The organism is Bradyrhizobium sp. IC4060 (genome assembly GCF_020193715.1).
Classification (GTDB): domain Bacteria; phylum Pseudomonadota; class Alphaproteobacteria; order Rhizobiales; family Xanthobacteraceae; genus Bradyrhizobium; species Bradyrhizobium yuanmingense.
Genome location: NZ_JADYVJ010000002.1, coordinates 471590 through 488147 on the forward strand (window position 1 = coordinate 471590; position 16558 = coordinate 488147).

At 64.9% G+C, this 16558-nt stretch carries 9 protein-coding genes; 2 read left to right on the forward strand and 7 right to left on the reverse strand.

The window, feature by feature from the left end:
- Positions 1-41 precede the first annotated feature (41 nt).
- Positions 42-926: a Ku protein gene (locus I6F16_RS09095; RefSeq protein ID WP_036027319.1), complete on the reverse strand. Its 885-nt coding sequence runs from the start codon at positions 924-926 to the stop codon at positions 42-44.
- 118 nt (positions 927-1044) lie between these two features.
- Between I6F16_RS09095 and ligD the strand changes: the two genes are divergently transcribed.
- Positions 1045-3720 carry a DNA ligase D gene (ligD, locus tag I6F16_RS09100; RefSeq protein WP_225173623.1) on the forward strand — a complete coding sequence of 892 codons (2676 nt, stop codon included), beginning with the start codon at positions 1045-1047 and terminating at the stop codon, positions 3718-3720.
- Between the two features lie 130 nt (positions 3721-3850).
- On the opposite strand, the gene I6F16_RS09105 is transcribed toward ligD, so the two are convergent.
- Positions 3851-4015 (reverse strand): DUF3309 family protein, encoded by a 165-nt coding sequence (locus tag I6F16_RS09105; RefSeq protein WP_009798696.1) that lies wholly within the window; start codon positions 4013-4015, stop codon positions 3851-3853.
- Positions 4016-4194: 179 nt separating this feature from the next.
- Between I6F16_RS09105 and I6F16_RS09110 the strand changes: the two genes are divergently transcribed.
- Positions 4195-4512, forward strand: coding sequence for a polyhydroxyalkanoic acid system family protein (locus tag I6F16_RS09110; RefSeq protein WP_225112103.1), 318 nt, complete (start codon positions 4195-4197; stop codon positions 4510-4512).
- 2 nt (positions 4513-4514) lie between these two features.
- Here the strand turns inward: I6F16_RS09110 and treY are convergent, their stop codons facing one another.
- The 5 genes from treY to treS are packed head-to-tail and all read right to left on the reverse strand — an operon-like array spanning position 4515 to position 16557.
- A complete protein-coding gene (gene treY, locus I6F16_RS09115; RefSeq protein WP_225112104.1) occupies positions 4515-7301 on the reverse strand; it encodes a malto-oligosyltrehalose synthase in 2787 nt (928 codons plus the stop codon).
- A 1-nt stretch (position 7302) separates the two neighbouring features.
- Complete coding sequence (gene treZ / locus I6F16_RS09120; protein ID WP_225112105.1) at positions 7303-9054, reverse strand: malto-oligosyltrehalose trehalohydrolase; 1752 nt, start codon at positions 9052-9054, stop codon at positions 7303-7305.
- The gene (gene glgX, locus I6F16_RS09125) at positions 9051-11129 is read right to left on the reverse strand and encodes a glycogen debranching protein GlgX (RefSeq protein WP_036027307.1); all 2079 of its coding nucleotides are present in this window, start codon (positions 11127-11129) and stop codon (positions 9051-9053) included. Before glgX ends, treZ begins: the two co-directional genes overlap by 4 nt.
- Before the next feature lie 3 nt (positions 11130-11132).
- Positions 11133-13271: a 1,4-alpha-glucan branching protein GlgB gene (glgB, locus tag I6F16_RS09130; protein WP_036007258.1), complete on the reverse strand. Its 2139-nt coding sequence runs from the start codon at positions 13269-13271 to the stop codon at positions 11133-11135.
- Positions 13264-16557 carry a maltose alpha-D-glucosyltransferase gene (treS, locus tag I6F16_RS09135; RefSeq protein WP_128263832.1) on the reverse strand — a complete coding sequence of 1098 codons (3294 nt, stop codon included), beginning with the start codon at positions 16555-16557 and terminating at the stop codon, positions 13264-13266. The genes glgB and treS overlap by 8 nt, the downstream gene beginning before the upstream one ends.
- Position 16558: the final 1 nt, after the last annotated feature.

Here is a 16558-nt window from a genome sequence, read left to right on the forward strand (position 1 = left end):
ATTCCGGGCTCGATGCTTCGCATCGCCCCCGGAATGACGAGCTAACCCGCCTTCCTGTGCCTTGCCGTCGACCGGTGCGCCTTCTTCGCGCTGCGGTGCCGTCCGGTCGCGCGCCGCGCGTGCGACTTCGCCGCCGACTTCTTCCCGCCGCGTCCCTTCAGGCTCTGCTTCAGTGCGTCCATCAGGCTGACGACGTTGCTCGGCCGTTCCTCGGGCTCGGGCAGCTCGATCTTCTTGCCGCTGGCCTTGCGCTTCACCAGGGCCTTCAACGCGTCCTCGTATTCGTCCTTGAACTTGCTGGGATCGAAATGCGCCGCCTTGGTCTGCAGGATGTGGCCGGCGAGCTCGACCATGTCCTTGGTGATCTTCGGGCTCTTGATGTCGTCGAAGAACTGGTCCTCCTCGCGCAGCTCGTAAGGGAAGCGCAGCGTGGTGCCGAGCAGGCCCTTGCCGCGCGGCTCGATCGCCATGACGTGCTCGCGATTGGTCAGAACGATCTTAGCGAGCGCCACGCGCTCCTGGTCCTTCATGGCGTCGCGGATCACCGCGAAGGCGTCGACCGCGGCCTTGCCGTCGGGGGCGATGTAGTAGGGGTGGTTGAGGAAGCGCTGGTCGATCTCCTCGCGCGGCACGAAGCTCTCGATGTCGATGGTGTGATTGCTCTCGATCTGGACTGCCTCGAGCTCCTCCGGTTCGATCTCGACGTATTTGCCCTTGCGCACTTCGTAGCCGCGGCCCTTCTGGTCGCTCTCGACGACGTCGCCGGTCTCGGAATCGATCATCTGCTGCTTGAGCCGGTTCCCGGTCTCGCGGTTGATCAGGTGAAACCGCGTCTTCTCGGCCGCGGTGGTCGCCGGATAGAGCACGACCGGGCAACTGACCAGCGACAGCTTCAACGTTCCCTTCCAGTAGGCGCGCGGGGCCATTCCATTCTCCAGCGTTTTCAAGGCGTTTTGGAACCCCAACCGTCCCATCGGGTTTTGGTTCCGGGCGGGACTTTCGCCGTGATAGGCTTCAAGTGCCGAACGAGAAGCGGGACTGGACGTGCTGCAGAAACTCTCCACCTACCGACAGAAGCGGGACTTCGAGAAGACGCCGGAGCCTTCGGGCAAGACCGCCGTGGCGCCATCGAAACAGCGGCGCTTCGTCATCCAGAAGCATGATGCGACCCGGCTGCACTACGACCTCCGGCTCGAATTCGACGGCGTGTTCAAGTCCTGGGCGGTGACGAAGGGGCCTTCGCTTGATCCCCACGACAAGCGGCTGGCCGTCGAAGTCGAGGACCATCCGCTCGATTACGGCGATTTCGAAGGCACGATTCCGGAAGGCCAGTACGGCGGCGGCACCGTGATGTTGTGGGACCGCGGCACCTGGGAATCGGACGATCCGGAAGCCGGCTTCAAGAAAGGCGACCTGAAGTTCACGCTCCATGGCGACAAGCTGCAGGGAAGCTGGGTCTTGGTGCGGATGCGCAACCGCGGTGGCGAGAAGCGGACCAACTGGCTCTTGATCAAGCATCGTGACGAGTATGTCCGCGAAGGCGCGGACAACGATATTCTCGAGCAGGACAAGTCCGTCGCCTCGGGCCGGGCGATGGAACAGATCGCGGAGGGAAAGGGCCGCGCGCCGAAGCCGTTCATGCTGGCGAAGGGGACCAAGGGCAAGGCCGACGCGGTCTGGCAGTCCAATCGTGCCGAGGAGACCAAAGGGCGTACGGTGAAGCCGGCGCCGCGCACCGCGTTGAAGCGCGGCAAAGCGGCGAAGAAAAGTGCCGCGACCGCGACGAGGGCCAAGACGGTGTCGGCGATGCCGGATTTCGTTGCGCCGCAGCTCTGCACGCTGGTCGAGCGGCCGCCCGGAGACGAGGGCTGGTGCCACGAGATCAAGTTCGACGGCTATCGCGTCCAGCTCCGGGTCGAGGACGGCGAGGCGACGCTGAAGACGCGCAAGGGTCTCGACTGGACCAGCAAGTTCGCCTCCATCGCCGAGGAAGCCGCCGCGCTGCCGGACGTGATGATCGACGGCGAGATCGTCGCGCTCGACCATAACGGCGCGCCGAACTTCTCCTCGCTGCAAGCTGCGCTGTCCGATGGCAAGACCGACGACCTGATCTTCTTCGCCTTCGATCTGCTCTTCGCGGAAGGGCAGGACTACCGTCGGCTGCCGCTTGGGGAGCGCAAGGCGCAGCTCAAGAAGCTGCTGGAAGCGCGCAAGCGGAAATCGACTCAGATCCGCTATGTCGAGCATTTCGAGAGCGGCGGCGATGCGGTGCTGCAATCGGCCTGCAAGCTCGAGCTCGAAGGGGTGGTGTCGAAGAAGCTGAACGCGCCGTATCGTTCGGGGCGCACCGAGAGCTGGGTCAAATCGAAATGCCGCGCCGGCCACGAAGTGGTGATCGGCGGTTACAAGACCACCAACGGCAAATTCCGCTCCCTGATGGCAGGCGTGCAGCGCGGCGATCATCTCGCGTTCGTCGGCATGGTCGGTACCGGCTTTGGCGCTGATAAAGTCAAGCGGATCATGCCGGCGCTGAAGGCGATTGAGAGCAAGGAAAGCCCGTTCGGCGGCAAGAACGCGCCGAAGAAGACGCGGGACGTGCATTGGCTGAAGCCCGAGCTCGTCGCCGAAATCGAGTTCGCGGGCTTCACGGCCGACGGCAATATTCGCCAGGCGGCCTTCAAGGGCTTGCGGCAGGACAAGGCGGCCGAGGAGGTCGAGGCCGAGACGCCCGTCGACACCGAGCTCGCCGAGCCCAAAACCAGGAAGTCGGCGCGCGCGAAGGCGGGCGGGCGAGCGAAGCAGACCGCTCAAAATGCCGAGGTCATGGGCGTCGTCATCTCCAAGCCGGACAAGCCGCTCTGGCCGGATGACGGCGATGGTGGCGCCGTCACCAAGCTGGACCTTGCCCGCTACCTCGAAGCTGTCGGCGAATGGTTGATCGTGCATCTCAAGGGCCGGCCGTGCTCGCTGATCCGCGCGCCCGACGGCATCAAGGGCGAATGCTTCTTTCAGCGCCATGCGATGCAGGGAACGTCGAACCTTCTGGAGCTCGCGCGGGTCTCCGGCGACCGCAAGCCGTATCTTCAGATCGACCGGATCGAGGGGCTCGCCGCGGTGGCGCAGATCGGCGGCGTCGAGCTGCATCCCTGGAATTGCGCGCCCTATGCCTATGACACCCCGGGCCGCCTGGTGTTCGATCTCGATCCCGCCCCTGACGTGGACTTTCCCGACGTTGTCGAGGCCGCCAAGGAGATGCGGCAGCGGCTCGCTGATATCGGCATGGAGAGCTTCTGCAAGACCACCGGCGGCAAGGGCCTTCACGTCGTGGTGCCGCTGCTCCATGGCGCGCGCGACAAGGTGAGCTGGAAGGAGGCCAAGGCGTTTGCCCAAGGCGTCTGCCAGTGGATGGCGGACGACGATCCCGAGCGCTATCTGCTCAACATGTCGAAGAAGCTGCGCAAGGGAAAGATCTTCCTGGATTATCTGCGCAACGACCGCATGTCGACGGCGGTGGCCCCGTTGTCGCCCCGAGCGCGCGCCGGGGCCACGGTCTCGATGCCGGTGACCTGGGCGCAGGTGAAGAGCGACCTCGATCCCAAGCGCTATACGCTGCGCACCGTGCCGGCCCTGCTGGCGCGATCGAAGGCATGGGAGGGGTATGAGGATGCAGCCGTGTCGATCAAGGCCGCGATGAAGAAGCTGGCGGGGAAGGTGAAGTAGGTCTGCCGCTGTTGCGGGGAAGGCGGGTGTCGTAGGGTGGGCAAAGCGGAGCGTGCCCACCACCTTGTTTCGTTCGTGCGAAGTGGTGGGCTCGGCGCGTTGCGCCTTAGCCCACCCTACGGAGCCAGTACTAGATCCTTCCCATCAGGATCAGGATCAGCAGAATGACGATGACAAGCCCGAGGCCGCCGCCGCCGTAATAGCCGGTGCCATAGAACGGCCCGCCGCCGATGCCGCTGAAGCCGCCGAGCAGGGCGATGATCAAGATGATCAGAATGATCGTGCCGATTGACATGCGAATCTCCTCCAGCCCTTCGTAAGAAGGGTCATTGCAACCTGTCCCGTTGTGCGGGAGCAACTTGCCGCAGGTTGTAAAGTTCCGGCTTTGAAACACGGCCGGGGGATCAACTTGCATGGAACCTTTGTTGGTGGACGCGACATGACTATGTGACGTCAGTCAGAAAGGCAGGACCCATGTCAGCACCGCTCGTCGTCTCGATTCCGCATCGTCTCGGCCGTGAGGAGGCGGTGCGCCGGCTCAAGACGGGGCTTGGCCGCGCCGCGGCGAGCATTCCCGTGATGCAGGTCGAGGAGGAAAGCTGGAGCGGCGACACTCTGGCCTTCCGCGTCCGCGCGCTCGGCCAGGTCGCGACGGGGCAGGTCGATGTCGGCGACGATCAGGTTCGGGTCGAGGTGGTGCTGCCCTGGCTGTTGCAGCGCTTTGCCGAGATGGCGCAGGCGACGATCAGGAAGCGCGGCCAATTGCTGCTGACCAAAGACGGGGGAAAGTGACTTCAGGCGCGCACGCGCTGCCGCGCCGCCCTGACGGCATTCGCCGTTCGGCCTGCGACGACGAAGGCAGGACAATCGCGGAAGGCCTGCGCGAGCGGCAAGTCATTGCCGGCAAGGCCGGGCACGACATAGCCCGTGGTGTCGATAGTGGCGTCAATAGCTTCCGGTGCGGGCCATTCCCGGCCTGCTTGGGTGAACGGCGCGAACTGACGCCCGACCACGACGATCGCGGCGGCGCGGCCCTGACGACGCGCGAAGGCGATGACATGGTCGGCATGGGCGCCTCGTACCTCCAGCGGCTGGTAGTCGCCCTGCGCGAAGACGTCGGCCAGCTCGTTCCGTAGCTTGAGCAGATGCCGCGTCCAGGCCAGCTTGAGCTTGCCGTCCGGCCAGCTCTTGATCAGGCCGCTCCAGTCCGGCGCTTCCAGTGATGGCAGCGCCGCGTGGCGCGCGGCGAAGTCGACCGGGCGGCGGTTGTCGGGATCGACCAGCGACAGGTCCCAGAATTCGGTGCCTTGATAGAAGTCCGGCACGCCCGGAAGCGTCGCCTTGAGCGTGAGCTGGCTCAGCGAGTTCAACGTGCCGAGCAGCGCGACGCGGCGCGCCAGCGTCTGCAAGGCCTGAAGGAATTCCGCGGACTGGTCGGGGTCGAGGATCTTCGCGATGAAATCGCGGATCCCGTTCTCATACGCTTCATGAGGGTTGAGCCAGCTCGTCTCCTCCTTGCCTTCGCGCGCGGCCTTGAGGGCATAGGCCTGGATGCGCTCGATGAAGGCGGCATCGGCCGGCGCTTGAAGCGGCCAGGCGCCGAGCAGGGTCTGGTAGAGCATGTATTCAAACGTTGCCGACGGCGCGCGGAAATTGCCGTGCAGCGTGAGGTGCGGCGCGTTCAGCACCTTCCAGCGCGCCACTGCGCTGGTCCATTCACCGGGAATCTCGCTGAGCGATGCGATGCGCGTGCGCGCATCCTCACCACGCTTGGTGTCGTGGGTGGCGGTTGCCGTCATGCCTTGCGGCCATTCCCTGGCGCGGGCCTGCATGGCCTGGTGGAAGGCGGGAATGCTGAGGCCGGTGCTGGCGGGGTCGCCGCCGACCTCGTTCAGCGCCAGCAGCCGGTGGAATTGATAGAACGCGGTGTCCTCCAGCGACTTTGCCATCATCGGGCCGGTGAATTGCTGCACCTTCAGCGCGAAGCGGCGCACGCGCGGGGCGCTGTGCGGCGGACGGCCCGGCTTGAGCAGGTCCATGGTCAAGGCATCGCGCAGGAAGTCGAAAATGCCTTCGTCGGCGGCGAACCAGTCGCGGCGGGCGCGCGCGATGGTGTCGTCGATCAGCTTGCGGTCCGCTGCGGTCGGGCCGCTATGGGTCAGGTAGGTGCGATAGACCGGGAAATGCAACACATAGAGCTCGAGCGCTTGCCGCAGGCTGTCGGCCGAGAAGTCGCGCGTCGAATAATGGCCGTTGGCGATGCGCGCGAGCAGGCGCGTCAGCACGGTGAATTCGCTGGTGAGCAGCGTCTCCAGCACGCGCCGCTTGGCGTCCTTGACGTAAGGCACAAGCCGCGGCGACCGGTTGCTGATCTGCCGCCAGGTCTCGTCCAGCGCCTCCAGTCCCCTGGGATCGACCAGCACGTGGGTGATGACATTCATCCACTCGTAGCCGGTGGTGCCCTGGACGCCGGCGAAATGCGGCAGGCGCTCGTGCTCGCACAGGATCTTCTCGATCACGGTGTAGAAGGGCTTTGCGTTGCCCTGCGCGTCGCGCACCAAGCGGCGCAATCGCTGGCAATATTGGGCCGGGTCACGCAGGCCGTCAATGTGATCGAGCCGGATTCCCTGCAATTTGCCGTCGGCGATGAGCTGCTTCACCAGCCGGTGCGTGGCGGCAAACGTGCTCGCGTCCTCGACGCGCAGGCCGGCGAGGCCGTTGACGTCGAAGAAGCGGCGATAGTTGATGTCGCTCGAAGCAAGCCGCCAGTGCCCGAGCTTGTAGTGTTGGCGCTCGAGGAGGTGATGCAGCGTCAACGTCTGTGCCGGGCGGTCCTTGCCGGCGCGATAGGCGGCAAGGCCGCGCTTGATGATGTCGGCGGCGCCTGCGATCTCCTTGAGCTCGGACTTGAAGCCGGGAGCTTCCTTGCGATTGGGGCGCCGCAGCCCTGTGGTGCGGGTCGCGAGCGACAGCAGGCGCTTGCCGGGCTCCGTTTCCGCCGCGTCCGCCTCCTTGACGACAATCCGCAGCATCTCGCCATAGCGCTCCGGCGCGATCGGTAAGCGGTGCTCGAAATACCAGGCGGAAAAAGTCCCTTCGTCCGGGTCGTAGCGCAGCTCGATATCGCCGCGCTCCAGCGCCTCGCCGTAGGACGAGCCGAGGATCGGCAGCAGCACGCCGCCGCGAGCGCGGTAGGCCAGCTGGTCCCAGTCGATGTCGAAGGACGCCGCGTGCGGCGAGGCCTGGCCCCATTCCAGCACGTCGAGCCACCACGGATTGTCGGCAAAATGCACGCCGACATGGTTGGGAACGAAATCGATGATGAGCCCGAGATTGTGCTGCTGAAGCACCTGGCTCAGCCGCGCAAAGCCGGCCTCGCCGCCGAGCTCGGGATTGAACTGGCCGTGATCGACGGTGTCGTAGCCATGAGTCGAGCCTTTGCGGGCCTTCATCACCGGCGAGGCGTAGAGATGCGTAATGCCCAGCGCCTTGAGATAGGGAACGACCGCGGCGGCCTTGTCGAAATCGAAATCCGCGGTGAGCTGGAGCCGGTAGGTCGCGAGCGGAATGGCGGGAGGCATTCTAACCTCCGAGGCGCCAAACCACCGACCAGGGCGTGAGCCGCTCGCCGGCTCCGCCGCCCCAGATCGGCGTGCCCGCGCTGACGCTGGAGGTGATCTCATGATCCGACAGGTTGGCGACAAGACGCAACGTGGTGCCGTCGCCCATGCGCCAATGTGCGGTGACGAGGCCGTTGTCGGCCGCTTCGGCATCACCGAAGCTTGCGCCCTTCAGCCGCGGCACGATCTGCTTGTGACGGACGCTGAGCAACTCCCGCACCAGCGCGAGCCGCGCTTCCTGTTGCGGCGTGCGGCCGGTCCAGTCGAGCGCGGCCGATTGCAGTGTTGCCGGATCGAGCGGGTCGGGCACCTCGTCGCCGTATTTCTCGTAAGCCCATGCATATTCGCGCTTGCGTCCCTTGCGCACGGCATCGGCTAACCCGCCCTGGAAATCGCAGAAGAACGGGAAGGGGACCTTCGAGCCCCATTCCTCGCCCTGAAACAGCATCGGCACCATCGGCGCGAGCAGGGTGACCGCGAGCGCGGCCTCGATCTGCTGTGGCGATGCCAGGCTTTCCAGCCGCTCGCCCAGCGGGCGATTGCCGATCTGGTCGTGGTTCTGCAGGAAATTGACGAAGGTCGATGGCGGCAGCTGGCCGCTCGGCTCGCCGCGCGACTTCTTGCCCCAGAATTCCGAGGTCTCGCCCTGATAGACGAAGCCGGAGGCGAGCGCGCGTGCCAGATCCATGCGCGGCGTCTGGTAATCGCCATAGTAGCCGGCATGCTCGCCGGTCAGCATCACGTGCCAGACGTGATGATAATCATCGTTCCACTGCCCCCGATATTTGCCGCTCGGCGGGTCCTGCGCGGCATCGAGCAGGCTGGCGCGGTTGTCGCCGTTCTCCAGCACGAGATGGATGTGGCGTCCCGTGGCCTTGGCGAGCTCGCCGGTGGCAACGCTGAGGTCCTGCAGCATGGACTGCTCGCCCGGGACAGCCATGATGTGGTTGGCGGCGTCGAGTCTGAGGCCATCGAAGCGGTAGTCGCCGAGCCAGGACAGCGCATTCTCGACGGCGAAGGCTCGCACCTGCGGCACGCGATAATCGATCGCGCTGCCCCACGGCGTGTGCGCATCGGTGAAGAAGGTCGGCGCGTAACGGCCGAGATAGTTTCCTTCCGGGCCGAAATGATTGTAGACGACGTCGAGGAACACCATCAGCCCGCGCAGATGCGCCTCGTCGATCAGCGTCTTCAGGTCTTCGGGCCGGCCATAGGCGCTGTCCGGCGCATACCACAGCACGCCGTCATAGCCCCAGCCGCGGCGGCCTGCGAAATCGGCGAGCGGCATCAATTCCAGCGCATTGATGCCGGTCGCGGCGAGGTGATCGAGCTTGTCGATCATGGCGCGATAGCTGCCTTCGGACGTGAAGGTGCCGACATGGGTTTCGATCAGCACCGTCTCTTCCCAGGGACGGCCGCGCCAATCGCGCGCGCGCCAGACGAAGGCATCGTGATCGATCACCTCGCTCGGGCCGAACACGTCGTCGGGCTGGAAGGCCGAAGCGGGATCCGGCACGTCGATGTCGTCGTCGATCCTGAACTTGTACTTGCTGCTAGATGACAAGCCGGCGATCTCGGCGACGAACCAGCCATCCTGCCGGCGCTGCATCGCGTGCCTGCGGTCGAGCAGGAGATCGACGCGGCGCGCGGCCGGCGCCCACAGCCGGAACGACACGCCGTCCTTGGTCGGCCTCGCCCCGAAGGATGGCCTCATAGCGCGCCTGCGAAGGCGAGCACGGAGCGTGGCGGCGCCTTGCTGTCGCTCCCGGGCAGGAAGTCGATCGTATTCAGCTTGGCATCGGTCGTGTTCAGCAGCTGCTGCCAGCTCTTGTATTCGGTCATTTTGGGCAATTTGAATGCGATCTCTTCGGGAGCGGCGTTCAGTACGATAAAGATCGCAGCCCCACCCGGTTCCATCGGGCCCATCACATAGGAGAGAAACCGCCCATCCGGGAATGTCCAGTCACTCTCCGTCATCTCGTTGCCGGCGGGCGTCAGCCACAATGCGCCGTAGGAGACGCCGTCCTTGGGGCGGCCGTCGAGCCAGCGATGGCTGCGCAGCTGTGAGAAACGGCGGCGGATGTCGGCGAGCTGGGCGACGAAGTCGATCATGTCGTCGCCGTCCTTGCCGAGATTGTCCCAGCCGACCCAGCCGACCTCGTTATCCTGGCAATAGGCGTTGTTGTTGCCGGATTGCGAGTTGCCGACCTCGTCGCCGGCGAGGATCAGCGGAACGCCCTGGGCCAGCATCAGGCAGGCCAGCACGTTCTTGCGCAGCTGGCGGCGCAGGCTGATGATACCAGGATCATCGGTCGGGCCCTCGACGCCGCAATTGTTGCTGTGATTGTCGTTGGAGCCGTCGCGATTGTCCTCGCCGTTGGCCTCGTTGTGCTTCTCGTTGTAGCTGAAGAGGTCGGCGAGCGTGAAGCCGTCGTGGACGGTGATGTGGTTGATGCTGGCGCGCGGCCGCCGTCCGTCGTGATTGAACAAGTCGGAGGACGCGGTCATGCGGCTGGAGATGTCGCCGATCAGGCTACCTTCACCGCTCCAGTAGCGGCGCATGGCGCTGCGATAGCGGTCGTTCCATTCTGACCATTGCGAGGGAAAGGCTCCGACCTGGTAGCCGCCGAGGCCGAGGTCCCACGGCTCGGCGACGAGCTTGACCGTCGCCAGCACCGGGTCCTGCCGTACCGCGGTCAGGAACGAGCTGCCGCGATCGAAACCGTTCGGCCCGCGCGCCAGCGTGGTGGCGAGGTCGAAGCGGAAGCCGTCGACATGGCAGACCTCGACCCAGTAGCGCAGGGAATCCATCACCATCTGCAGCACGCGGGGATGGGCGAGGTTCACCGACGAGCCGCATCCGGTGAAGTCGTCGTAATAGCGCGGGTTCTCGCGGTTCAGCCAATAATAGGAGGCGTTGTCGATGCCGCGATAGCACAGCGTCGGACCGAGATGATTTCCCTCGGCGGTGTGGTTGTAGACCACGTCGAGCATCACCTCGATGCCGGCATCGTGCAGCCGCGCCACCGTGGTGCGGAAGGAATCGAGCGCGTTGTCCTGGGCGTAGCGTGGCTCGGGCGCAAAGAACGACAGCGTGTTGTAGCCCCAGTAATTAGCGAGCTTCTTTTCCACCAGGATGCGGTCGTCGACGAAGCTGTGCACCGGCAACAGCTCGACCGTGGTGACGCCGAGCTTCTTGAGGTGCTCGATCATCGCGGGCGATGACAGGCCGCCATAGGTGCCGCGCAGATTCGGCGGAACGTCCTCGCGCTTCTGCGTCAGGCCCTTGACGTGGGCCTCATAGATGATCGTGTCTTCCCAGGGAATATTCGGCCGGATCTCGCGGCGGCCCCAGTTGAAGGTCTCGTCGACCACGACGGCCTTGGGCATGCCGCGCGCATTGTCGCGCCGGTCGAAGGACAGGTCCTCGCGCGGGCTTCCGGTGCGGTAGGCGAAATGCGCATCGCTCCAGACCAGGCGCCCGGCAAGCCGCTTGGCGTAGGGGTCGAGCAGCAGCTTGTTGGCGTTGAAGCGATGGCCGTGCTCGGGCTCGTAGGGGCCGTGCACGCGAAAGCCGTAGAGCTGGCCCGGCGCGACGTCGTTGAGATAGCCGTGCCAGACATCCTCCGTCTTCTCGGGCAGCTCGATGCGCTCGAGCTCGCGGCGGCCTTGGGTGTCGAACAGGCAGAGCTCGACCTTCTGCGCGTTGGCGGAGAACAGCGCGAAATTGGTACCGCGTCCGTCCCAGCTTGCGCCGAGCCGTGCGGGCGATCCGGCAGTCAGGCGCATCGATCAGCTTTCCGGAACGAGAAAGATCGCAGCCAGCGGCGGAATGGTGAGGCGCAGCTCGCCGCCCTCGGCATGGACCTCGCCGACATTGCCGACATTGCTGCCGCCGTAATGGGCGGAATCGGAGTTGAGAACTTCCTTCCACTTGCCGCCGAAGGGCACGCGAACGCGATAGTTCTGGTAGACGTTAGGCGAGAAGTTGACGATGACGAGACACCGCGCGTGCTCGTCGAATCCCTTGCGCAGCCAGGCGAAGACGTTGCGGTTGGCATCATCGGTGATCAGCCATTCGAAGCCGGCCTGCTCGCAATCCATCTGGTGCAGCGCCGGAACCGCGCGATAGAGCCGATTGAGGTCGCGGATCAAGGCCTGGACGCCGGAATGGACCTTGTATTCGAGCAGGTGCCAGTCGAGCGACTGGTCGTGATTCCATTCGCGGCTCTGCGCGATCTCGGCGCCCATGAACAAGAGCTTCTTGCCGGGATGGCCGAACATGAAGCTGTAATAGGCGCGCAAATTGGCAAAGCGCTGCCACTCGTCGCCGGGCATGCGGCCGAGGATCGAGCGCTTGCCGTGCACGACCTCATCATGCGACAGCGGCAGGATGAAGTTCTCCGAGAACGCATAGTGCAGGCCGAACAGGATCTCGCCGTGGTGATGCTTGCGGTGGATCGGATCCTTGCTGATGTAGTTCAGCGTGTCGTGCATCCAGCCCATGTTCCACTTGTAGCCGAAGCCGAGCCCGCCGAACTCGACCGGGCGCGAGACTTGGGGCCAGGCGGTGGACTCCTCGGCGGCGGTGGTTGCCTGCGGGAAGCGGGCGAACACTTCCGTGTTGAAGCGGCGCAGGAAGTTGATCGCCTCGATGTTCTCCCGCCCGCCATATTGGTTCGGGATCCAGGCGTCGGGCGGCCGGCTGTAGTCGAGATAGAGCATGGACGCGACCGCATCTACGCGCAGGCCGTCGATGGCGTAACGCTCCATCCAGAACAGCGCATTCGACACCAGGAAGTTCGTCACTTCGGTGCGGCCGTAATTGTAGATCAGCGTGCCCCAGTCGAGGTGGCGGCCCTGGAGCGGGTTGGCGTGCTCATAGAGCGCGGTGCCGTCGAAATGGCCGAGCCCGTGCGGATCGTCGGGGAAGTGGCCCGGCACCCAGTCGAGCAGCACCCCGATGCCTTCGCGGTGGCAGGCATCGATCAGCGCCGCAAAATCCTCGGGGCCGCCGAAACGGCTGGTTGGCGCATAGAGGCCGGTCGGCTGATAGCCCCAGGAGCCATCGAACGGATGCTCGTTCACCGGCAGGAATTCGAGATGGGTGAAGCCCATGTCGCGGGCATAGGCCGGCAGCTGCTCGGCCAGCTCGCGATAGGTCAGCCATTCATTGTTGTCCTTGCGCCGCCACGAGCCGAGATGCACCTCGTAGATCGACATCGGCGCCGACAATGCGTTGATGCCTTCAGGCGCCGGGCGCGGTCGCGGCAGGCGCGCTTCGTCGAACACGATCGAGGCCGTCTTCGGCCGCAGCTCGCTGGCAAATGCCATCGGATCGGATTTCAGCGGCAGCAGATGACCATGCGGTCCGACGATTTCAAACTTGTAGTGATCGCCGGCCTTCGCATGCGGGATGAACAATTCCCAATAGCCGTTGCCGCGCACCCGCATCGGATGGCGTCGCCCGTCCCAGTAGTTGAAGTCGCCGACCACGGAGACGCGCCGCGCGTTCGGCGCGAGCACCACGAAGCCGATGCCGTCGACGCCCTCGAGCCGCATCGGATGCGCGCCGAGCTTGTCGTAGAGGCGCTGATGGGTGCCTTCGCCGAGCAAATAGAGGTCGAAATCGGTCAGGATCGGCGGAAAACGGTAGGCATCCTCGAACTCGACCACGTCGTTGCCGAACTTCGCGCGCAGCTGGTAGTGCTTCGAGCCGTTGGGCAGGGCGCCGATGAACAGGCCGGAATCGTGGACGCGATCGAGCGGCGCGACCTCGCCATGGTCGCCGACTGCCTCGACATTGGTGGCCTCGGGCAGAAACGCGCGGACAACGCTCTTTCCGCCCTCGGGATGCAGCCCGAGATAGTGGAAGGGGTCGGAGTGGCGGCCTTCGATGATCGCATAGGCTTCTGCAGGCAGTTTAGGCATGGGCTTCGCTCTCGGCACTTGACAGAATGCGAAGCAGTCCGGTCAGCGGCGCATGGAGTCCCTCAGGCCGGCGGGACAGCTCGTACTCTACGTCGTGGAACGCTCGATCCAGCAGGAAAAATCTCAACAGGCCTTCCGCGCAGGACCGATCGTCCGGCCACAGCCTCCGATCGGTCATGGCTTCGCGGTAGGCGGACAGGAAGGTCGCGGTGGCGCGCTCGCGCCATTCGTCGAGGGCGGCCGCGAGCCGGTCCTGCTCGTCGGAAGCACCCGTGAGCGCGCGGCTCAGCGCCACGTTCACAGAAAGGTCGATGGAATGGATCAGGCCGGCGACGTCGCGCGCGGCCGGCGCCTTGCGGCGCTTGTTGGCCAGCGGCACACGCGGATCGCCGTCGAAGTCGATGATGAAGATATCGTCCTTCACGATCAGAGTTTGCCCGAGCCGGAAGTCGCCATGATGACGGATGTTCAACCCGCCGATCTCGGATGGCAAGAGCGCATTGAGGCGGTCGAACAGGTCCGCGCGTGCAGCGATGAGCCGGTCGATCAGGGGCCGGTCCATCTCCCGCAGCCCGTCGCGGCTGTCGGCAAGCAGCTCGAGAATCCGCTCGGCACGCGCCTTGAGGTCGGAGAGCGCAGCCTTGATCTGGGCGGAGTCGATCGGCTCCGGGGCGAGATCGGCGGGCTCTGCCGCGGTGAGAGCGACATGCAGCTCGGCGAGCCGCCGGCCGATCTGCGCGATGAAATGCAGATAGGGCGCCTGCTCCTGGGTTTCGCGCGGCATCTCGTCGGCCGGCGCCACGCGCTGCTCGTCGATATAGCGGTCGAGATATCCGGTCGTCACGGTCCAGCCGTCGCCCTGGTTCTCGACATAGGCATGCAGCACGCCGAGCGCGCTGCGCTGGTTGCCGTCGACCAGCTCGACGCTGCCGAGCAGCGCCGGCGTATTGGCAAAGCGGGCGACCTCGGTGAGATAGTAGCCGATCTCGATCTCAGGGCTGATGCCGCTTTCCAGCCGCCGATAAATTTTGGCAACGTACTTGTTGTCGACCAGCGCGGTACTGTTCGACTGTTCGATGGCGCGGATGCGTTCGGGCTCCTTGATGGTGTAGTCGGCGAAACGGCTGGTCGCCTTGAACTCGAGCCGCAGATTGTTCTCGTCCACGACCAGGTTTTGCGACAGCCCTCGTAAGAACAGACCGATGAAGATCTGCTCGGTCGCGACGTCGAGGAGCGTGCCTTCGCGTGCGCCCTGGCGGACGGCGGCGAGCGCCTTCGGGTTGAAGCGCTCGCGGTCGAAACGCACCCATTCGATCTGCATGGGCATCACGTACCGCGTCGTCACCTCGTCCCGCGTCGTCTCGAAGAACGCGATCCAGGGTCTGTTGTCGCCGATGTCGCTGAACGGTACCGCGGAGGTCAGCGTGGTCCGGATGTGCTTGGGATTGTTCTCGGGATACCAGCGCGTCCGTGACAGGAAGCCCGGCAGCACGTCGCGCTCGAACACGCCGCGCTCGCGGGCGAGCGAGACCCAGTTCGAGTTCACCGGCACGACCAGCGTCTCGAATTCCGGCACCGCGCGCGGCACAACCGGCTCGGACTTGTCGCGCTCCTGAAGCTGGAACCAGTAGAAGCCGTAGGGCCCCAGCGTGATCATGTAGGGCAATTCGCCGATCGCGGGAAAGCGCGTGCGGCCGAGCATCTCCTGCGGGATGCGGTCCTTCCACGGCGACAGGTCGAGCTCGGTCGCCTGCGCGGCGCGCGACAGATTGGCGACGCAGAGGATCACCTCGTCGCGGTATTGGCGGACATAGGCGAGCACGGCGCGATTGGCCGGGCGGATGAAGGTCATGCTGCCGCGGCCGAAGGCGAGCGTCGATTTGCGCACCGAGATCAGCCGTTTGGTGGCGCTGAGCAGCGAGGACAGGCTGCGCGACTGCGCCTCGACGTTCACGGATTCATAGCCGTAGACGGGATCCATGATCAGCGGCGCGTAGAGGCGGGCGGGGTCGCAGCGCGAGAAGCCGCCGTTGCGGTCCGGGCTCCATTGCATCGGCGTGCGGACGCCGTTGCGGTCGCCGAGATAGATGTTGTCGCCCATCCCGATCTCGTCGCCGTAATAGATGATCGGCGTGCCCGGGAACGACAGCAGGAGCGAGTTCATCAACTCGATCTTGCGCCGGTCGTTGTCCATCAGCGGCGCAAGGCGCCGGCGGATGCCGACATTGATGCGCGCGCGGGGATCGTTGGCGTAGGTGGTCCACAGATAGTCGCGCTCGACGTCGGTGACCATCTCCAGCGTGAGCTCGTCGTGATTGCGCAGGAACAGCGCCCATTGGCAGCTCGCCGGGATATCCGGCGTCTGGCGCAGGATGTCGGTGATCGGGAAGCGGTCTTCCTGGGCGATCGCCATGTAGATGCGCGGCATCAGCGGGAAGTGATAGGCCATGTGGCACTCGTCGCCACGGCCGAAATATTCCTGCACGTCCTCCGGCCATTGATTGGCCTCGGCCAGCAGCAGCTTGCCCTTGGAATACGCGTCCAGCTCCTGGCGCAGGCGCTTGATGATCGCATGCGTCTCGGGCAGGTTCTCGTTCGAGGTGCCCTCGCGCTCGCACAGATAGGGAATGGCATCGAGGCGGAAGCCGTCGACACCGGCATCGAGCCAGCGCTTCATCACTTGGATGATGGCGCTGACAACGCGCGGATTGTCGAAATTGAGATCGGGCTGGTGCGAGAAGAAGCGGTGCCAGTAGAACGCGCCGGCCTCCGGATCCCAGGTCCAGTTCGACTTCTCCGTGTCGGTGAAGATGATGCGCGTGCCCTGGTACTTCTGGTCCGTGTCGCTCCAGACGTACCAGTTGCGCGCGCTCGAGCCCGGATGGCTGCGGCGCGCGCGCTTGAACCATTTGTGCTGGTCCGAGGTGTGGTTGACCACGAGCTCGGTGATGACGCGCAAGCCCCGCTTCTGCGCTTCCTGGATGAACCGCTTGAAGTCCTTCATCGTCCCGAAATCGGGATTGACCGCGCCGTAATCGGCGATGTCGTAGCCGTCGTCGCGGCCGGGCGAAGGGTAGAACGGCAGCAGCCACAGCGCGGTGACGCCGAGCTCCTGCAGATAGGGCAGTCGCTCGGTCAGCCCGGCGAAGTCGCCGACGCCGTCATTGTTGCTGTCGGCGAAGGCTTTGACGTGGAGCTGGTAGATGATGGCGTCCTTATACCAGAGCTCATCTACGACCTCGGCAGCCTCAGCCTTCTTGGTATCGACGGAAGACAGAACATTCATG